Genomic DNA, 16,790 nt, shown 5'->3' with positions numbered 1-16,790 from the left:
AACAAAGGTTTATGTTGGGTGTGAAAGTTGTTAATAAATTTTATGCACAGCGATGGTGCAAATATAAATGGCTTTGCACTTAATTCGGCCTGGGAACCAGAGTAGGAAATTTTATGAGCTTGTTAAGGTCATACTTTTATAAAAAATGGATAGTGATTCACAGTTTTTAAATATGATTAAAAATGCATATTTTTATCGTGCAATCTCTATGCTAATGTCTTGTCAATAATAAAAATAAGATAAATTAAATATGCCTAATTGTGCATATTTCAGATAACGGAGAGAGATATAATGACAGTTGGTAAAGAATGGACTGAGCAGTCTATTCAATTAATTATAGATGGGCTAAAACACAAGCCTGGCGCGATGTTACCCATCTTGCATGCAATTCAGAACGAAATTGGTTACATCCCTGAAAAAGCGGTTGCACAGATTGCTGAGTCTTTGTTGCAAACGCGAGCAGAAGTTCACGGTGTGATCAGTTTCTATCATCATTTTAGAACCACACCGCCAGGAAAACACACGATTGAAATATGTCGTGCAGAAGCCTGTCAGGCTGTCGGTTGCCGATCGCTAGAAGCACACGCAAAACAAGCACTCGGTATTGATTACCACCAAACCACCGCAAACAGACAGTTTTCTTTAGAACCCGTTTATTGTCTGGGTAACTGCGCTACTGGCCCTTCTATTAGGATTGATGACGATATCCATGGCCGGGTCAGTCTGGATCGTTTCGATGAATTAGTGGCATCCCATCAGCAAGATATGAAGGAGGTCGGCTAATGAGTCAGCGTATCTATATTCCCTGCGATACAACCGCACTTTCTTTGGGAGCAGATCAACTAGCAGAAGCGGTTCAGCAAGAAATTGAACAACGTGGCCTGGATGCTACTATTGTCCGTAACGGTAGCCGTGGCATGCTTTGGCTTGAACCACTTGTCGAAGTCGAGACAGCAAAAGGTCGCGTTGGTTATGGTGCTATCAGTGCTCAGCAAGTACCGGCGCTATTTGATGCTGGCATGTTGGATGGTAATCAACAACATGAAAGTTGCATTGGTCTGGTTGAAGAACATCCCTTCCTCAAAAAACAACAAAGACTGACATTTGCCCGTTCTGGTATTACTGATCCTGTTTCAATTGAAGATTATATTGCTTTGGATGGCTTTAACGGCCTGAAAAATGCCATCGCAATGCAAGCCCAGAATATTGTTGATGAAGTCAAAACATCTGGCCTGCGTGGTCGTGGTGGTGCCGCCTTCCCAACAGGGATTAAGTGGCAAACCGTTTTAGATACCCCAGCAGAACAAAAATATATTGTCTGTAATGCTGATGAAGGTGACTCCGGTACCTTTGCCGATCGCCTGGTGATGGAATGCGATCCATTTATGCTGATAGAAGGCATGACTATCGCTGGATTGGCCGTTCATGCAACACAAGGTTATATCTATCTCCGTTCTGAATATCCTGTAGCCCATAAACTTCTGAATGAAGCAATTGAACGTGCCTATAAAGCCGGGTATCTGGGGGAAAATATTCTGGGGTCGGGTAAACACTTTGATTTAGAAGTGCGTCTCGGCGCAGGCGCTTATATCTGCGGTGAAGAAACGTCTCTGTTAGACAGTCTGGAAGGAAAGCGTGGTCTAGTCAGAGCCAAGCCACCGTTACCAGCCATTGTCGGCTTATTCGGGCAACCGACGGTTGTCAATAACGTGCTTTCGTTTGCTGCTGTGCCTTATATCTTGGATAAAGGCGGTCAGTCGTATGCGGACTATGGCATGGGGCGCTCGCGCGGCACATTACCATTGCAATTGGCGGGTAATGTAAAACAAGGCGGCTTAGTCGAGTTAGCTTTTGGTATTAGTTTACGAGAGTTAATGGAAGACTTTGGTGGTGGCACGTTGACGGGCAAACCTCTGAAAGCTGTACAAGTAGGTGGTCCACTGGGTGCTTATCTACCCGCAAGCCAATGGGATACCCTCATTGACTATGAAGAGTTCGCTGCTGTTGGCGCCGTATTAGGGCATGGCGGGGTCGTTATGTTTGACGAAACCGTGGATATGGGACAGCAGGCCCGTTTCTCAATGGAATTTTGTAAAGTCGAGTCTTGTGGCAAATGTACGCCATGCCGGATTGGCTCCACACGGGGTGTCGAGGTCATTGATCGCATTCGCAGCGGCGAAAATGCCAATGCGAACTGGGTCTTACTCGAAGACTTGTGCGAAACCATGATAGACGGCTCGCTTTGTGCGATGGGTGGCATGACGCCATTTCCTGTGCAGAGCGTAATGAAATATTTCCCAGAAGAACTCAGCGCAACGCGCTAGGAGTGACGACATGAGAATTGAAACATTTAATCCAAATAAAGACTACGGTACACCAGCTCGTGTATCTGAGAAGTTAGTGACTGTAGAAATTGACGGTGTAGAAATCACAGTGCCTGAAGGCACGTCAGTAATGCGTGCTGCATCGTTAGCGAATATCAATATTCCAAAATTATGTGCCACCGACAACCTGGAATCCTTTGGTTCCTGTCGTTTATGCGCTGTACAAATTGAAGGACGGCGTGGCTACCCAGCTTCATGTACAACAACAGTTGATGAAGGCATGAAAGTCACCACGCAAAACAGCAAACTTGCGAAATTACGCAGGAATGTGATGGAGCTGTACATCTCAGACCATCCCCTTGATTGTTTGACTTGCCCTGCTAACGGTAACTGTGAACTACAGGATATGGCTGGTGATGTAGGGTTGCGTGAAGTGCGTTATGGCTATCAAGGTGAAAATCATCTGGATAGTGAAAAAGATAATTCCAACCCGTATTTCAGTTTTGATCCAAGTAAATGTATTGTTTGTTCCCGTTGTGTACGTGCCTGTGAAGAAGTGCAGGGTACCTTTGCATTAACCATTGATGGTCGTGGTTTTGATTCGAAAGTCGCGGCGGGTCAAGATGAAGACTTTATGGATTCAGAGTGTGTGTCTTGTGGTGCGTGTGTACAAGCATGCCCAACTTCCACACTGATGGAAAAAAGCATCATTGAAATGGGCCAACCTGAGCACAGTGTTGTCACCACCTGTGCCTATTGTGGTGTAGGTTGCTCATTTAAAGCTGAAATGAAAGGCGACAAAGTGGTGCGTATGGTGCCTTATAAAGGCGGCGACGCAAACCACGGTCATTCTTGTGTGAAAGGTCGTTTTGCCTTTGGTTATGCCACGCATAAAGATCGTATCAAAGCACCGATGATTCGTGAGTCGATTACCGATCCTTGGCAAGAAGTTAGCTGGGAAGAAGCGATTAATTTCGCAGCAACACGTCTGAAAGGTATTCAAGCTAAATACGGTCGTGAAAGTGTCGGTGGTATCACCTCATCACGTTGTACTAACGAAGAAAGTTATTTGGTTCAAAAATTAGTCCGTGCGGCATTTGGTAATAACAACACGGATACCTGTGCACGCGTTTGTCACTCACCAACGGGTTATGGTCTGAAAGTGACCATGGGTGAATCAGCGGGTACGCAGAACTTCGATTCTGTAATGAAATCTGATGTCATCATGGTTATCGGTGCTAACCCAACGGATGCGCATCCGGTATTTGGTTCAATGATGCGTCGTCGTCTGCGTGAAGGAGCCGACTTGATTGTGGCGGATCCACGTCATATTGATCTGTTGAAAACTCCGCATTTGAAAAAAGCACAACATTTAGCTTTACGCCCAGGTTCTAATGTGGCGCTGGTTAATGCTATTGCACACGTCGTAGTGACAGAAGGCCTGGAAGACAGAGCCTTTGTGGAAAAACGCTGTGATATGGAAAGTTATGAAAAATGGCGTGAGTTCATTCGTGATGAACGTCATTCACCAGAAGCCGTTGAAGCCACAACCGGTGTCGCCGCCGACAAAGTACGTCAAGCGGCCAGAACTTATGCGACAGCGAAGAACGGCGCGATTTACTACGGTCTGGGTGTGACCGAACATAGTCAAGGTTCAACCATGGTCATGGGTATTGCTAACCTGGCGATGGCAACCGGTAATATCGGTCGCGAAGGTGTGGGCGTGAACCCACTTCGTGGTCAGAATAATGTGCAGGGTTCATGCGATATGGGCTCATTCCCACATGAATTGCCAGGCTATCAACACGTTTCAGATGATACTGCGCGTGCACACTTTGAATCAGTCTGGGGTGTGAAACTGGATAATGAGCCAGGTCTGCGTATCCCGAATATGTTTGATTCAGCGATTGCTGGTGAATTTAAAGCCTTATATGTTCAGGGTGAGGATATTGCTCAGTCAGATCCAGGCACACAGCATGTGGAAAAAGCACTGCGTTCATTAGAATGTTTGATTGTTCAGGATCTGTTCCTGAATGAAACAGCCAAGTTTGCTCATGTGTTATTACCGGGGTCTTCATTCCTGGAGAAAAACGGTACCTTTACGAATGCGGAGCGTCGTATCAACCGTGTACGTAAAGTGATGCCAGCATTAGCCGGTAAGGAAGACTGGGAAATTACAGTCGATTTATCGAATGCTCTGGGTTATCCAATGCATTACAACCATCCATCAGAAATTATGGATGAAATTGCCTCGCTGACACCTACCTTTACCGGTGTTAACTATGATCGTCTTGACGAGCTGGGCAGTATTCAATGGCCATGTAACGATGAAAATCCAGTGGGTATGCCTACCATGCATGTGGATGATTTCCCGATTGGTAAGGGTCGTTTCAGTGTCACTGAATACGTGGCGACGGATGAACGTACTAATAGTCGTTTCCCATTATTACTCACAACTGGACGTATCCTGTCTCAATACAACGTCGGTGCTCAAACACGTCGTACTGAGAATCAGGCCTGGCATAATGAGGACGTATTGGATATTCATCCATCTGATGCTGAAGTACGGGGTATTAAAGAGAATGACTGGTTAGGTATTACCAGTCGAGCCGGACAAACGGTATTGCGTGCTCGCATTACCGATAAAGTCCTGCCGGGCGTGGTTTACACCACATTCCATCATCCTGGTAGCGGTGCCAACGTTATTACGACTGATAACTCTGACTGGGCGACCAACTGTCCTGAGTATAAAGTCACAGCCGTTCAGGTTGAACGAGTCAGCCAACCTTCAGAGTGGCAGCAAAACTTCAAATCATTTGAAGCGTTGCAGATGAAACTACTGAAAGGGGCAGCAGACACGGCTCACTCAGAGGTAGAAGCTGAGTAATGACAAGCGTTGATAAAACGACAGTTGATGTTGAGGTAGCCGTTCATCACAATGAATCGGCTACCCAATATCAGCATGACGACATTGCTGTTGAAATACCTGTTGCACTGGTTTACAACACGATTTCTCATGCGGTGATGATGGCGACACCGGCAGATTTAGCTGACTTTGCTCTGGGGTTTAGTTTGACTGAAGATATTGTGGATAATGCCGAACAGGTTAGCCATATTCATGTGCAGTCGAATAGTAATGGCATCAGTGTCCGATTGATGATTGCTGATGAAAAGTTTGATGCATTACGTGAGCGTCGACGCAGTTTAGTTGGCCGAACTGGCTGTGGTTTATGTGGTGTTGAATCACTTAAACAGGCTATTCGCCCGATTAAACCCGTTCAGTCGGTGCAAGTTGCGGATGATGTTATCCAGACAGCCTTGAATAATATCAAGCAATACCAACAGCTTCAGCAACTGACAGGGGCGACCCATGCAGCCGCCTGGTGTGATCTTGAAGGTAATATCGTCCTGACAAGAGAAGATGTCGGCAGACATAATGCACTGGATAAACTTATCGGTGCTCACGTTAAAGCCGGATTATCGCCACACGACGGTTTTGTTTTAGTCACCAGTCGTGCCAGCTATGAAATGGTACAGAAAACAGCCAGCGCTGGTTTTGGCTGTCTTGTGGCAGTGTCTGCCCCCACATCTTTAGCGATTGAACAAGCACAGCATGTGGGTCTGAAGCTGGTTGGCTTTGCCCGTTCTGGTCGTCACGTCATTTATCACGATCCGTTTACTCAACATGATCACGAAAAAGCCCTCGGGGCAATGTAAGGAAAGTAACAAAATGAGTCATAGTCCGGTTGAAACATTGATCAAAATGATTAACCAAATCGCGGCAAATAATCGCGCTTATGAAGATAAAGAGGCAGCGGAACGTATTGCCAGTCATATCAAGCGCTTTTGGGCCAGAAAAATGAAAGAAGATTTAGTGGAATATCTTGATGCAGGTGGTGCTGAGCTTGATCCGATTGCGAAAGAAGCAGCAGAGCAAGTTAAAAGTGATATGCAAGAAGCCGCTGCCGCGAAGCAAGCTGTTTAACCACTTATTCTCAACATAAGCAACAAATATAAGGCCGCTAAGGCCTTATATTTTATGTATCGCTCTTATTCTTGTGTAATAGCGGCTGGCTGGCGGTTTTCATCAATATGAACATAGACAATGTCAGCTTCTGCTACTTTCATTGTCGTTTCATTTTTTCCATCACGGCGTTCAATTAATACCGTTACTTTCACAGTGATAGAGGTTGTGCCAATCCGTATCGTATCGACATAAATACTGACAATATCAGCCACCAACACGGGCGCAATAAACTGAAAATTATTGACGGCGACAGTGACAACCCGGCCGCCGGCAAGACGACTGGCATAAATACCACCGGCAATATCACATTGCGACATTAACCAACCACCAAAAATATCACCAGCGATATTCACATCACTCGGTCTGGCCATAATCCGTAAAACGGCATGTTTATCTTGTGGTAACTCCATTACGAATCCTTAACTGAAAATAGATTTATCGTGTCTTTGTTATAACAAAAAATACAGAGACTTCTCATGTATAGTGATTTTATCAAGCAGAATAAGTGGAGCGGATGATGAAATTAAGACAGCTTTGTATCATCGTTGTTTTCAGTATATTAAATGTGCAGGCCAATGCTGATGAAAATCAATGGCCTGTATTTGGTGGTAACCAATGGCATCAAAGGCATTCACCGCTGACACAAATTAATCAAGATACCATCCAGAATTTACAGCCTGCGTGGCAATATCAAAGCGGTATTAAAGCCACTTTTCAAGCAACGCCTATTGTCAAAGATAAGGTGATGTACTTGTCTCTACCCTTTAATGACGTGGTGGCATTAGATGCCAAAACGGGGCGACAGTTATGGCGTTATTATCATGAGCGAATCACATCCCGTGAGATGTGTTGTGGTCCGGCGAATCGAGGTGTCGCTGTTGATGATTATCATGTGTATATGGGCACAGTAGACGGTCGGTTGATTGCTTTGGATCGACAAACAGGCAAGCTAGCCTGGGATAGAGATGTCACTCTAGGTGAGAGTGGTATTCAGGAGGATATCGCTACGCTGGGGGACGAGGCTGAAGGAAAAGTATCGGGTAAATCAGGCGCCGGTATCAACATGGCACCCATGGTGTACAAAGGCCAGGTCATTATTGGCATTACAGGTGTTGGTTATGGCTTACATATCGACTCTCCTGACGTTAATGCACCTTTGGGTGCTGTGGTGGGTATCGCCGGTGAGTATGGACGGAGAGGGTTTCTTGCTGCCTATGATGCTGAAACCGGAACACCCTTATGGCAGTTCGATACCATTCCAGAACACAATTGGGAAGGCCAGTTCGTGACAACTACACCGGGTGGTGAAGCCTTACCCAGAGATATCGAAAAAGAAAAAGCGGTGTTAGCAGAATATCCTGATGCCTGGCGTTATGGCGGTGGCTCAGCCTGGAGTACGCCTGCAATAGATGAGGATACCGATACACTATTTTTTGGCACCGGGAATCCATCGCCACAGATGGAAGACTCGTCACGACCTGGTGATAATCTCTACACATCTTCTATCGTCGCATTAGATGCCATGAGTGGCAAAGTAAAGTGGTATTTCCAGCAAGTCCCCCATGATCTATGGGGATATGATGTGGCCAGCCCTCCGGCATTATTCACTGTGGATATTGATGGCAAACAGATCAAAGCACTAGGGCAGGCGGGAAAAACAGGCTGGTTTTATGTGTTAAACCGTAACACCGGCAAACTGTTATTTCGAAGCGAAGCCTATGTGCCGCAACAGAATATGTTCAAACTGCCTAGTGAAGAGGGTACGGTTATCTACCCGGGGGTACTTGGCGGCTCGAACTGGTCACCTATTTCTGTTGATCAACAACGTGGACTGGCTTTTATCGCGGGTATTCACTGGCCAATTAATTATCGCCTGCATCAAATGGGGACCGGCGATGGTGAGTCAGGGGTGAAATATTCTTCTATGTCACTCATGAATGATGTTGAGCACTATGGGCTATTAACGGCGATCGATATCAATACTGGCCAAATTGTTTGGCAATATAAAACCCCAAATCCATTATTAGGCGGCGTGCTTAGCACGGCTGCCGGTCTTGTCTTTACAGGTGAAGGGGATGGTCGATTATTAGCCTTTGATGCGGCCTCAGGTGAGCTGTTATGGCAAGGTCACTCAGAAGCCGGTGTGAATGCGCCACCAATCAGTTATGAGATTGAAGGAAAGCAGTATATTGCTGTTGCCAGTGGTGGCAATAAATTATTCGGCTATAAAACAGGTGATTATATGAAAGTATGGGCATTAAAGGATTAATGTCTCACTTAAGTTAACGCCACGTTGCAATATTAAAAACCGGTTAAGTCTTTTTTAATATTTGTTAACCATACTCAGCCTCAGTTTAAAAAAGCAGGTGATGAGATGACCACAGATATTAAAACAACGCTTGAGTTTTCAGGTAAATATGATGATACACATGCGAAAGCTTATTTTGAAAAACATCAGGATGGCTTATGGCGTCAATTATCTAACTGGCGTGATCATCAAGTGGCCAGACAAGCACTTAAGCTCGCGGGTGACCCAAAAACGGTATTAGATGTGCCATGTGGTACAGGTCGATTCTGGTCTTTATTATGTGAAAATCCTCAACGCCAGATCTTTGCCAGTGATTATAGCCAGGACATGATAAACACTGGCATGCGGTATCGTGACAAGGCAATCACACAACGGGTAGAAGCATTTCAGGCATCGGCGTTCAGCCTGGATGTGCCAGATAATTTTGTAGAAAATATTTTCTGTATTCGTCTTATTCACCATATTGGTGATGCACAAGATCGCTTAACACTGCTGAAAGAGTTTCATCGGGTAACGCAAAAAACCGTGATTATTTCGTTATGGGTGGATGGTAACTTTAAAGCCTGGCGTCGTAAAAAGCTGGAGAAAAAACGCCACGCAAGAGAGTACCAAAACCGTTTTGTGATTAATCAGCACACCATTGAAAATGAGTTTCGCCAAAGTGGTTTTGAAGTAAAAGCGGCCATCGACTTTTTACCCAAATATGCGATGTGGCGTACTTACGTGCTCGAAAAGCGATAACAAGCAATCAGTTAACGAATTTGTCTGGCTCGAACAGATCGGCCCTTCACTTTGCCTTTGGCTAAGTAATTCATTGCTTGCCTAAGGGCACTGTGTTCAACGGCCACGTAGCTGGACATATCGCGAATATCAATCTTGCCTATTTGCTGACCGTTTAAACCCGCATCGCCAGTTAAGGCACCTAAAATATCACCAGGCCGTATTTTATTTTTACGACCACTATCCAGCTGGATGGTGGTCATCTTGCCTTGCAGCGTGAAACCTGAATCGGTCTTTAGCTTGGATAAATTGCCATAATGAACTGGCTCGTAGACATAGTTTTCAATGGCAACAACCCGAGGCGCATCAGCTGGTGTGACGATACTGATCGCCATGCCTTTTTCACCGGCACGACCGGTACGGCCGATACGATGCACATACACTTCCGGATCGCGTGGTAATTCATAGTTAATGACCATTTCCAGAGCGGCGATATCCAGGCCTCTGGCAGCAACATCGGTAGCGACCAATACCGGGCAACTGTTATTGGCAAAACGAATCAGTGCCTGATCACGATCCCGTTGTTCAAGATCGCCATGAATAGCGGCCGCTTGTATTTGTTGACTGGATAACCACTGCGCCACTTCATCACACTGCTTTTTGGTATGACAGAAGATAACAGCATTATTCGGTTTATAGTGTTGAATCAGCTTGATTAACGCCTGATCACGTTCATTTTTATTCACATCAAAAAACAGTTGCTCGATGACATCTTGCTTATGTTCAGAGATAACCTTAACTGATACGGGTGACTTTTGGATGGATTCACTCATCTGCTGAATCGTATCAGGATAGGTGGCAGAGAACAGAGCGGTCTGACGCGATTCTGGTGTTTGATCAATGATGTGGTGAATCACTTCAGCAAAGCCCATATCCAACATACGATCCGCTTCATCGAGAACCAGCACTTTCAGTTGATCTAACTTTAAACAGTTTTTGCTATGTAAGTCATTTACCCGACCCGGCGTGCCCACGACGATATGTGTGCCATGTTCTAGTGACGCAATTTGTGGGCCGATGGGTTTACCACCGCATAAGGTGGTGACTTTGATGTTCGGCATTAAACGCGCGAGCTTGCGTAATTCGCTGGTGATTTGTTCTGCCAGCTCGCGGGTCGGACTTAAGATTAACGCTTGCACCCCAAAGAAACGCGGGTTGATGCTATTTAATACGCTGATTCCAAACGCCGCCGTTTTACCACTGCCGGTTTTCGCCTGGGCGACCACATCACGGCCTTTTAATAACCAGGGTAATGTTTCTGCCTGAATGGCTGTCATGCTGTCATAACCTAATGAGGTTAAGGCATCCAGTTGCGGCTGAGATAAGGGGAGGGATGAAAAAGCAGTATCTGACATAGGAACTCAATTAATAATCACGTGCATGCGTGATGGCTGTTCAGAGGATATGAAAATAAGACTTAGCGTTGTTCCGCAATCAAGACTGAACTTCTTAATGGGAGAGAGATAAACTCAGGGAGCTAGTAGTCCTTTGAATATAGGAAAGAATTATACCTTGCTCATCCCGGCAAAGCGACATAACACTTCGTCATCACAGCAGAAAGATCTTATTGATCTTGTTCGGCGAGTTTTTCTGCTAATGAAAGTAAGGTGGTTGTCTGACTTTTTATCTGTTGATAAACATCCGGATCAAGTTGTTTCAGCCACCGCTCGGGAATAGCATCCACGCCATATTTCGCGCCAGCCAGCATACCGGCGAGAGCACCCACCGTATTGGCATCACCGCCCATATTGACCGTCTTAATCACACAGGATTCCAGGCCATCGGTCGTATGAAAAAAATGCAGCACGGTTTGCATGGTATCCACGATATAGCCAGAGCTATGACCAGGGTAGGGTGAGAAAGTAAACAAGGGCTCTTTTTCAGTGAACTCAGAAATGGTGTGTTCAGCCAAATCAGTTTCTTGCCGAATTAAATGCTTTATCAGATATCCCAGCATCTGGCTGGCTCGGTCAGATAAGCTGTTGTGGTGAGTAAAATGATTTTGTTCACAAAGCCAGTGTTCAAACTCATCATCTCGATATAGACAGATCAAAGCCAAAGGTAATATTCGGCTACAGGCGCCATTACCAGCGTCATGTTCATCATAAGGGGCTATGATCTCACCGGTATTTTTATAGCGACGAATTCCCCGAAGGACTGCTTCGCTGATATCGGTCGGATGTTTGCTTAACCAGACCACAAAGTAATCAGCGGCGACTTTAATATCCCAGCCTTGAGCATCAATAATGGCCTGACTGAGTGTGAGCGTCATCTCGGTCGCATCAGTCACGTGACCTTTTGGCAATCCTAACCAGCCACCGCCGGTAATATCTTTGTGAACACCAAAGCTTGCCTGAATCTGTTCTGGTGTCATAAATTCCAAGGTGGCGCCGAGTGCATCACCACAAGCAAAACCAAGATAAGCGCCTAAAGCACGATCATAGAGAGAAGATGCTGTTATCGTTGCATCTGAATTCATCTTTATTGAGCCTTATTATCCATTTGTCGGGTATTCCAAAAAACTGCCGCCAATAATAAAGCTGGGAATGTATCGCGACATTGATCCTGATCATGAAGATGATGAAATGCCTGTCGTTCTATTCAAATGACAGACATGGATGATGATGTATGGGAAAAGGCTGGAACGAGCTAGAAGAAATGCGGTTATTCGATGATGGCAGCGGATTTAATTTGCGCCCAGACTTTATCACCGACAGAAACGCCGAGATGATGAAATGAGCGTGAGGTAAGTCGGCAAAGTAGAAAATTAGCGCCGATCTTAAGTCTCACTAATAAGATGGCTGGATGATCACCAGCGCCGACTTCTTCGATGATGGCCTCGATTGTATTGGCAATACTGGAGTCTTTATCAGGAGATAGGGTGAGACTGACATCCCGTGCCAGCACTTGCAGACGCACCTGACTGCCGATAACAAAATTCATATCTCTAACCCACATGCTGCCACCCTCAAACGCAGCCTCAGCAAGGTGCCATTCAGACTGAAGTTGTTCAATCCTGGCTTCAATGATGACGCTAGCTTGCTCATCCATTTGTGACGATAAATCCAGTCGAGACAGTGTTTGATTCAGCGGACCAGTAGCTTCAACCCGACCTTCTTTCAGTAACACGATATGATCGGCTAATCGCGCCACTTCAGTGGGGGAGTGACTCACATAAATCACCGGCATTTTCAGTGTGTCATGCAGCTTTTCTAAAAAAGGCAAAAACTCACGTTTTCTGGCTACATCCAGTGCCGCTAATGGTTCATCCATTAATAAGAGTTTGGGGTTCACCGCCAGACTGCGTGCTATGGCAACCCGTTGTTTTTCACCACCGGATAATTTGGCCGGTTTGCGGTCAAGCAAGTGTGCAATGCCTAATAACTCAATGGCTTTATCCAGTGAAAATTCATGGTTGTTTTGTTTTCTGCGTTTAAAGGCATAGTTCAAATTGGCCATCACACTGAGATGAGGGAATAAAGCCGACTCCTGAAATACATAGGCAATCGGACGCTGGTGGGGAGGAATAAAGGTGTTGTCATCCTGCCAGACGTTGCCATCAAAGACGAATTTGCCCTTGGCTTTTTCCAGACCGGCAATACAACGTAGGATGGTGGATTTTCCCGAACCCGACGGCCCAAACAAAGCGGTGACGCCTTGAGCAGGAATGGTCAGATCAATATCCAGCGTAAAGCCAGGATGTTGAAGATAAAAGCAGGTTTCGATGCCAGACTTGCTCATGCGGTTTTTCTTTTATTGGGGTTAAATAGATACAGCAATAACAAGGTAATAAAAGAAAACGCAATCATAATCGCCGATAGTTCCCATGCCTGGTCATATTCTAAGGCCTCGACATAGTCATAAATCTGCACAGAGACAACCCGCGTCACGTCAGGAATATTGCCGCCAATCATTAACACCACACCAAACTCACCGACAGTATGAGCAAAGCCTAGAATGCCACCGGTTAGAAATCCGGGTACTGCAAGCGGTAAGGCAATAGTGAGAAATCGATCTAAGGGACTGGAACCTAGCGTGGCAGCCGCTTCCAGATAATGCTCATTAATATTTTCAAAAGCTAGCTGTATCGGTTGCACGACAAAAGGCAGGGAATAAAAAATAGACGCGATCACCAGCCCGCTAAAGGTAAAAGGTAAGGTGCCCAAACCAAGCGCCTGAGTCAATTGCCCCACTGGACCTTCAGGGCCCATAGCGACTAATAAATAAAAGCCAATAACCGATGGCGGTAAAACAATCGGCATCGCCACCAATGCCTCGATAGCGACTTTAGCTCGACAACGGGTACGAGCCAGCCACCAGGCGATAGGTGTGCTAATGAGTAACAGCAAAACGGTCACAATACTGGCCAGTTTTGCTGTGAGTAAGATGGCAGCTAGATTCGCGTCGCTAAACATGATGCTTTATGTTGATCCATGCTCAATGTGAATAACCATAGGACTCAATGATTGCCAGTGCCTTATCTGATTGAAGAAAATCAAGTAACGCTTTGGCTGCGTCATTATCTTTTGCTTTCTTAAGTAATACGGCATCCTGACGAATCGGTGAATAGAGATCTTTAGGCACAATCCAGCCCGAGCCTGAACTTAGCTTGCCTTGTTTCATCACTTGTGACAAAGCCACAAAACCCAGTTGAGCATTATGTGTAGCAACAAATTGATAGGCTTGGGCAATGTTTTCTCCCATCACGATTTTGTTGGCGACATCATCATAAACACCAAGATTATTTAATGTCTCGACTGCGGCTTTGCCATAAGGTGCAAGCTTAGGATTAGCTAAAGACAGATGTTTGAACTGATCGGTTTTTAACACATCTGGACTTTGACTATCCACAAAACCCGCTTTGGGTGACCACAGAATCAATCCGCCCTGAGCATAGGTAAAGCGACTGCCTTGAACGCTCAGTTCTGCCTCTTCCAGTGCTAATGGCTTAGCCGTATCGGCAGAAAGAAACACATCAAACGGAGCACCATTTTTTATCTGGGCAAAGAACTTACCGGATGAGGCAAAAGACAATACCGTGTTATTTCCCGTCTCTTTATCAAAGGCAGCCGCAATTTCCTGCATCGGCTCGGTGAAATTAGCAGCCACCGCCACCATGACGGTTTGCGCTTGAACGTTGCTGATGGCAAATAAACAGAAAAGGGTGGTGAGCAGTTTTTGTAATGTCGTCATGTGAAGTCTCAGTTTTAATTCGCTACAGCAAGGATCACGTTGGATGCTTTAATTAACGCCGTGATTTGTGTCTCCAGTTTAAGGTCCAATTCATGAGCACTGTCATTGGTAATAGTGGCAGCCAGTGTTTTGCCACCCTTGAGTTCAATAATCACTTCTGTATTGATAGCACCTTCATGGCAGCGTGCGACTTTGCCCGTGAGTTTATTGCGAGCACTGGTTTTTAGCTGATGCTCTAAGGTCAGAATCACCCACGAAGCCTTAATCATCGCGTAGGCTTCTGTACCTTGTTTCAGCTCAAGATGCTCTAGACTGTCGGTGGTGATATTGGCGACAATTTCATCATCACCGCCGATATCCAAAATTACTTCGTTAGATATTTCGCCTTGCTTGATCGTTTTTACTTTGCCAAGAAACTGATTACGAGCACTGGTTTTCAAGTCAAATCTCCTGATGAGCTGATAATAAGCATCAAAGTCATCTACCACGTTATTTAATTGCTGCAGAACACGTTCACGTTCCTCATCAAGCCGACGATATGTGCTAACCAATCGACGGCCATGATCAGTCAATTTGGCTCCACCTCCATCACGACCCCCTTTGCGTCTTTCCACCAAAGGTCTCTCAGTCATATTGTTAATGGCTTCGACTGCATCCCAGGCCGTTTTATAAGTCATACCTAATGCTGTGGCAGCGGCGCGAATTGAGCCTGTGACATCAATCTGCTCAAGTAAAGCCATGTGATCGTATTTACGACCACGACTGAATAAATCGGTTGTAGTGTCTGCATGTTGTTCGGTCATTTGGTTTTTATTGTCTCTAAATACCGATAGTATGTATAACTATATATCGGTATAAGCAACACTACAATCTCAGCTTTAATGCATCGCATGATTTGTAATTGGTTCAAAAATGAGAGAATTAAAAATGATGTGGTTCTCTACAATAGCGCAGAGAGTAATGACTAATACATTATCAGCAAGCTGGAACGGGAAGCCTTCCTTCAATGGATGGAATTTGAAGTGTTTGAAAAAATGGTTATTGCTTAGGTTAAGTGAGTTAGTATCAGATTTTTATCATCCAACGTTATTGAATGTTGATTAAAAGTTAAAACTATGAAATATTTTATAAATATCAATAGATTGTAATGTCGCTAAACCATTCGCTCGTAAAGGATTTAAAGGGACAAAGAAATGGATGCTTCAATATGAATATCGCTTTTTCTCTGAGAAATATTCATTTCCAAGAGAATAATAACTTGGCTCTATTTTTCCAACCCATTCCAACTTTTTGGATCTATTTCTCAAAAAAATTAATCGTCGTTTCTTTTTTAATCAAATGCTTAGAAATTTTAAAATGGAATTATGAAGCGACTTCTTTAATATTTGTTATGAAGCCACAGGCTTCATGAAAGACACTGTTAGACACATAGGTAGTTTCATGGAACAGCAAACGCTTTGGATTATATCCGCAATTGGCGCCGGTACTCTTATAGGCGTTTTTTACAAAATGAAGGGTGGTTTTGGCCCTGTAAATCTGCGAGCAGTAGGCATAGTTCTCATTGCATTGCTGGCCTCCATCATTTCCCTCGCAAAAGCTAACGATCTAAATGCGGCTCTTGGAATACTTGGTACTATTGCTGGTTATTTGTTTGGCGCCAATAGCGTTACAGAAAAGAACGCGAACGGCGCTGGGTCTAGCTTTGATGCTGGCGGCTCTGAATTTGGTGACAACGCTAAGCTGGCTGGAAGAGATATCAATGAAACGGTCAACAACATCCAGAGCAAAATAGACGATATATCGAAGATATTGGGCGATGAAAATAGCAAGATTAATAGACTATTAGAAAGTCAGTCTTCGTCACCAGCCCACTATGAGTATCTTTTGAACACGGTATTTGAACGGAACGCCAATGAGGTTTATGACGCAATATCTGAAGTTTTGAAACAGTGGTCTACTAATGGGTGGGCCTTGGTTGGCATGACAAATTTATATGATCAATCGGATGCTTTGGTCTTAGTTTTCCGTCGTGAAACTGACATCCAGAACGCGGGCGCAATGCAGCGTTATAGAGGCTCGAGAATGGAGCCAGAATAGATATGTCTAACCAGCGGCTGTTGTCGGACGCACCTACGCTACGCTCAGGTTCGCCGCAAAG

General features: G+C 45.0%; 15 protein-coding genes. 8 read left to right on the top strand and 7 right to left on the bottom strand.

Annotation, left to right across the window (positions count from 1 at the left end; all coding sequences use genetic code 11):
• The first annotated feature begins 291 nt into the window (after positions 1–291).
• From B2248_RS10125 to B2248_RS10105, 5 genes are read left to right on the top strand one after another with little or no spacing between them, the layout of a single operon-like run.
• Entirely contained in the window at positions 292–783 is a 492-nt protein-coding gene (locus B2248_RS10125; protein ID WP_007145665.1) for a formate dehydrogenase subunit gamma, read from the top strand.
• Entirely contained in the window at positions 783–2,324 is a 1,542-nt protein-coding gene (locus B2248_RS10120; protein WP_273182137.1) for a formate dehydrogenase beta subunit, read from the top strand. The genes B2248_RS10125 and B2248_RS10120 overlap by 1 nt, the downstream gene beginning before the upstream one ends.
• 10 nt (positions 2,325–2,334) lie before the next feature.
• Entirely contained in the window at positions 2,335–5,211 is a 2,877-nt protein-coding gene (fdhF, locus tag B2248_RS10115) for a formate dehydrogenase subunit alpha (protein ID WP_273182136.1), read from the top strand.
• Positions 5,211–6,041: a formate dehydrogenase accessory sulfurtransferase FdhD gene (fdhD, locus tag B2248_RS10110; RefSeq protein WP_273182133.1), complete on the top strand. Its 831-nt coding sequence runs from the start codon at positions 5,211–5,213 to the stop codon at positions 6,039–6,041. Before fdhF ends, fdhD begins: the two co-directional genes overlap by 1 nt.
• 13 nt (positions 6,042–6,054) lie before the next feature.
• Entirely contained in the window at positions 6,055–6,309 is a 255-nt protein-coding gene (locus B2248_RS10105; RefSeq protein ID WP_273182131.1) for a formate dehydrogenase subunit delta, read from the top strand.
• 65 nt (positions 6,310–6,374) lie between these two features.
• Here the strand turns inward: B2248_RS10105 and B2248_RS10100 are convergent, their stop codons facing one another.
• On the bottom strand, positions 6,375–6,761 hold the full coding sequence (locus B2248_RS10100) for an acyl-CoA thioesterase (RefSeq protein WP_007145660.1): 387 nt from the start codon (positions 6,759–6,761) through the stop codon (positions 6,375–6,377).
• Between the two features lie 107 nt (positions 6,762–6,868).
• Between B2248_RS10100 and B2248_RS10095 the strand changes: the two genes are divergently transcribed.
• Positions 6,869–8,620, top strand: a complete 1,752-nt coding sequence (locus tag B2248_RS10095; RefSeq protein ID WP_273182128.1) for a pyrroloquinoline quinone-dependent dehydrogenase — start codon at positions 6,869–6,871, stop codon at positions 8,618–8,620.
• Positions 8,621–8,725: 105 nt separating this feature from the next.
• Positions 8,726–9,400, top strand: coding sequence for a class I SAM-dependent methyltransferase (locus B2248_RS10090; RefSeq protein WP_273182126.1), 675 nt, complete (start codon positions 8,726–8,728; stop codon positions 9,398–9,400).
• A gap of 11 nt (positions 9,401–9,411) precedes the next feature.
• On the opposite strand, the gene dbpA is transcribed toward B2248_RS10090, so the two are convergent.
• From dbpA to B2248_RS10060, 6 genes are all read right to left on the bottom strand, one after another.
• Positions 9,412–10,794 (bottom strand): ATP-dependent RNA helicase DbpA, encoded by a 1,383-nt coding sequence (gene dbpA / locus B2248_RS10085; protein ID WP_273182124.1) that lies wholly within the window; start codon positions 10,792–10,794, stop codon positions 9,412–9,414.
• A gap of 209 nt (positions 10,795–11,003) precedes the next feature.
• Positions 11,004–11,918, bottom strand: coding sequence for an ADP-ribosyl-[dinitrogen reductase] hydrolase (draG, locus tag B2248_RS10080; RefSeq protein ID WP_273182121.1), 915 nt, complete (start codon positions 11,916–11,918; stop codon positions 11,004–11,006).
• A gap of 185 nt (positions 11,919–12,103) precedes the next feature.
• Positions 12,104–13,180 carry a molybdenum ABC transporter ATP-binding protein gene (gene modC / locus B2248_RS10075; RefSeq protein WP_273182119.1) on the bottom strand — a complete coding sequence of 359 codons (1,077 nt, stop codon included), beginning with the start codon at positions 13,178–13,180 and terminating at the stop codon, positions 12,104–12,106.
• Positions 13,177–13,854: a molybdate ABC transporter permease subunit gene (gene modB, locus B2248_RS10070; protein WP_273182116.1), complete on the bottom strand. Its 678-nt coding sequence runs from the start codon at positions 13,852–13,854 to the stop codon at positions 13,177–13,179. The genes modC and modB overlap by 4 nt, the downstream gene beginning before the upstream one ends.
• 22 nt (positions 13,855–13,876) lie before the next feature.
• Positions 13,877–14,632 carry a molybdate ABC transporter substrate-binding protein gene (gene modA / locus B2248_RS10065; protein WP_273182113.1) on the bottom strand — a complete coding sequence of 252 codons (756 nt, stop codon included), beginning with the start codon at positions 14,630–14,632 and terminating at the stop codon, positions 13,877–13,879.
• A 14-nt stretch (positions 14,633–14,646) separates the two neighbouring features.
• Positions 14,647–15,435: a TOBE domain-containing protein gene (locus tag B2248_RS10060; RefSeq protein WP_273182110.1), complete on the bottom strand. Its 789-nt coding sequence runs from the start codon at positions 15,433–15,435 to the stop codon at positions 14,647–14,649.
• 637 nt (positions 15,436–16,072) lie between these two features.
• Here B2248_RS10060 and B2248_RS10055 point away from each other — a divergent pair.
• Positions 16,073–16,729: a hypothetical protein gene (locus tag B2248_RS10055; RefSeq protein WP_273182108.1), complete on the top strand. Its 657-nt coding sequence runs from the start codon at positions 16,073–16,075 to the stop codon at positions 16,727–16,729.
• Positions 16,730–16,790 lie beyond the last annotated feature (61 nt).

This window comes from Methylophaga sp. UBA2012, from assembly GCF_002335235.1.
Lineage (GTDB): Bacteria > Pseudomonadota > Gammaproteobacteria > Nitrosococcales > Methylophagaceae > Methylophaga > Methylophaga thalassica.
This window is presented reverse-complemented; position numbering and strand designations above follow the sequence as displayed.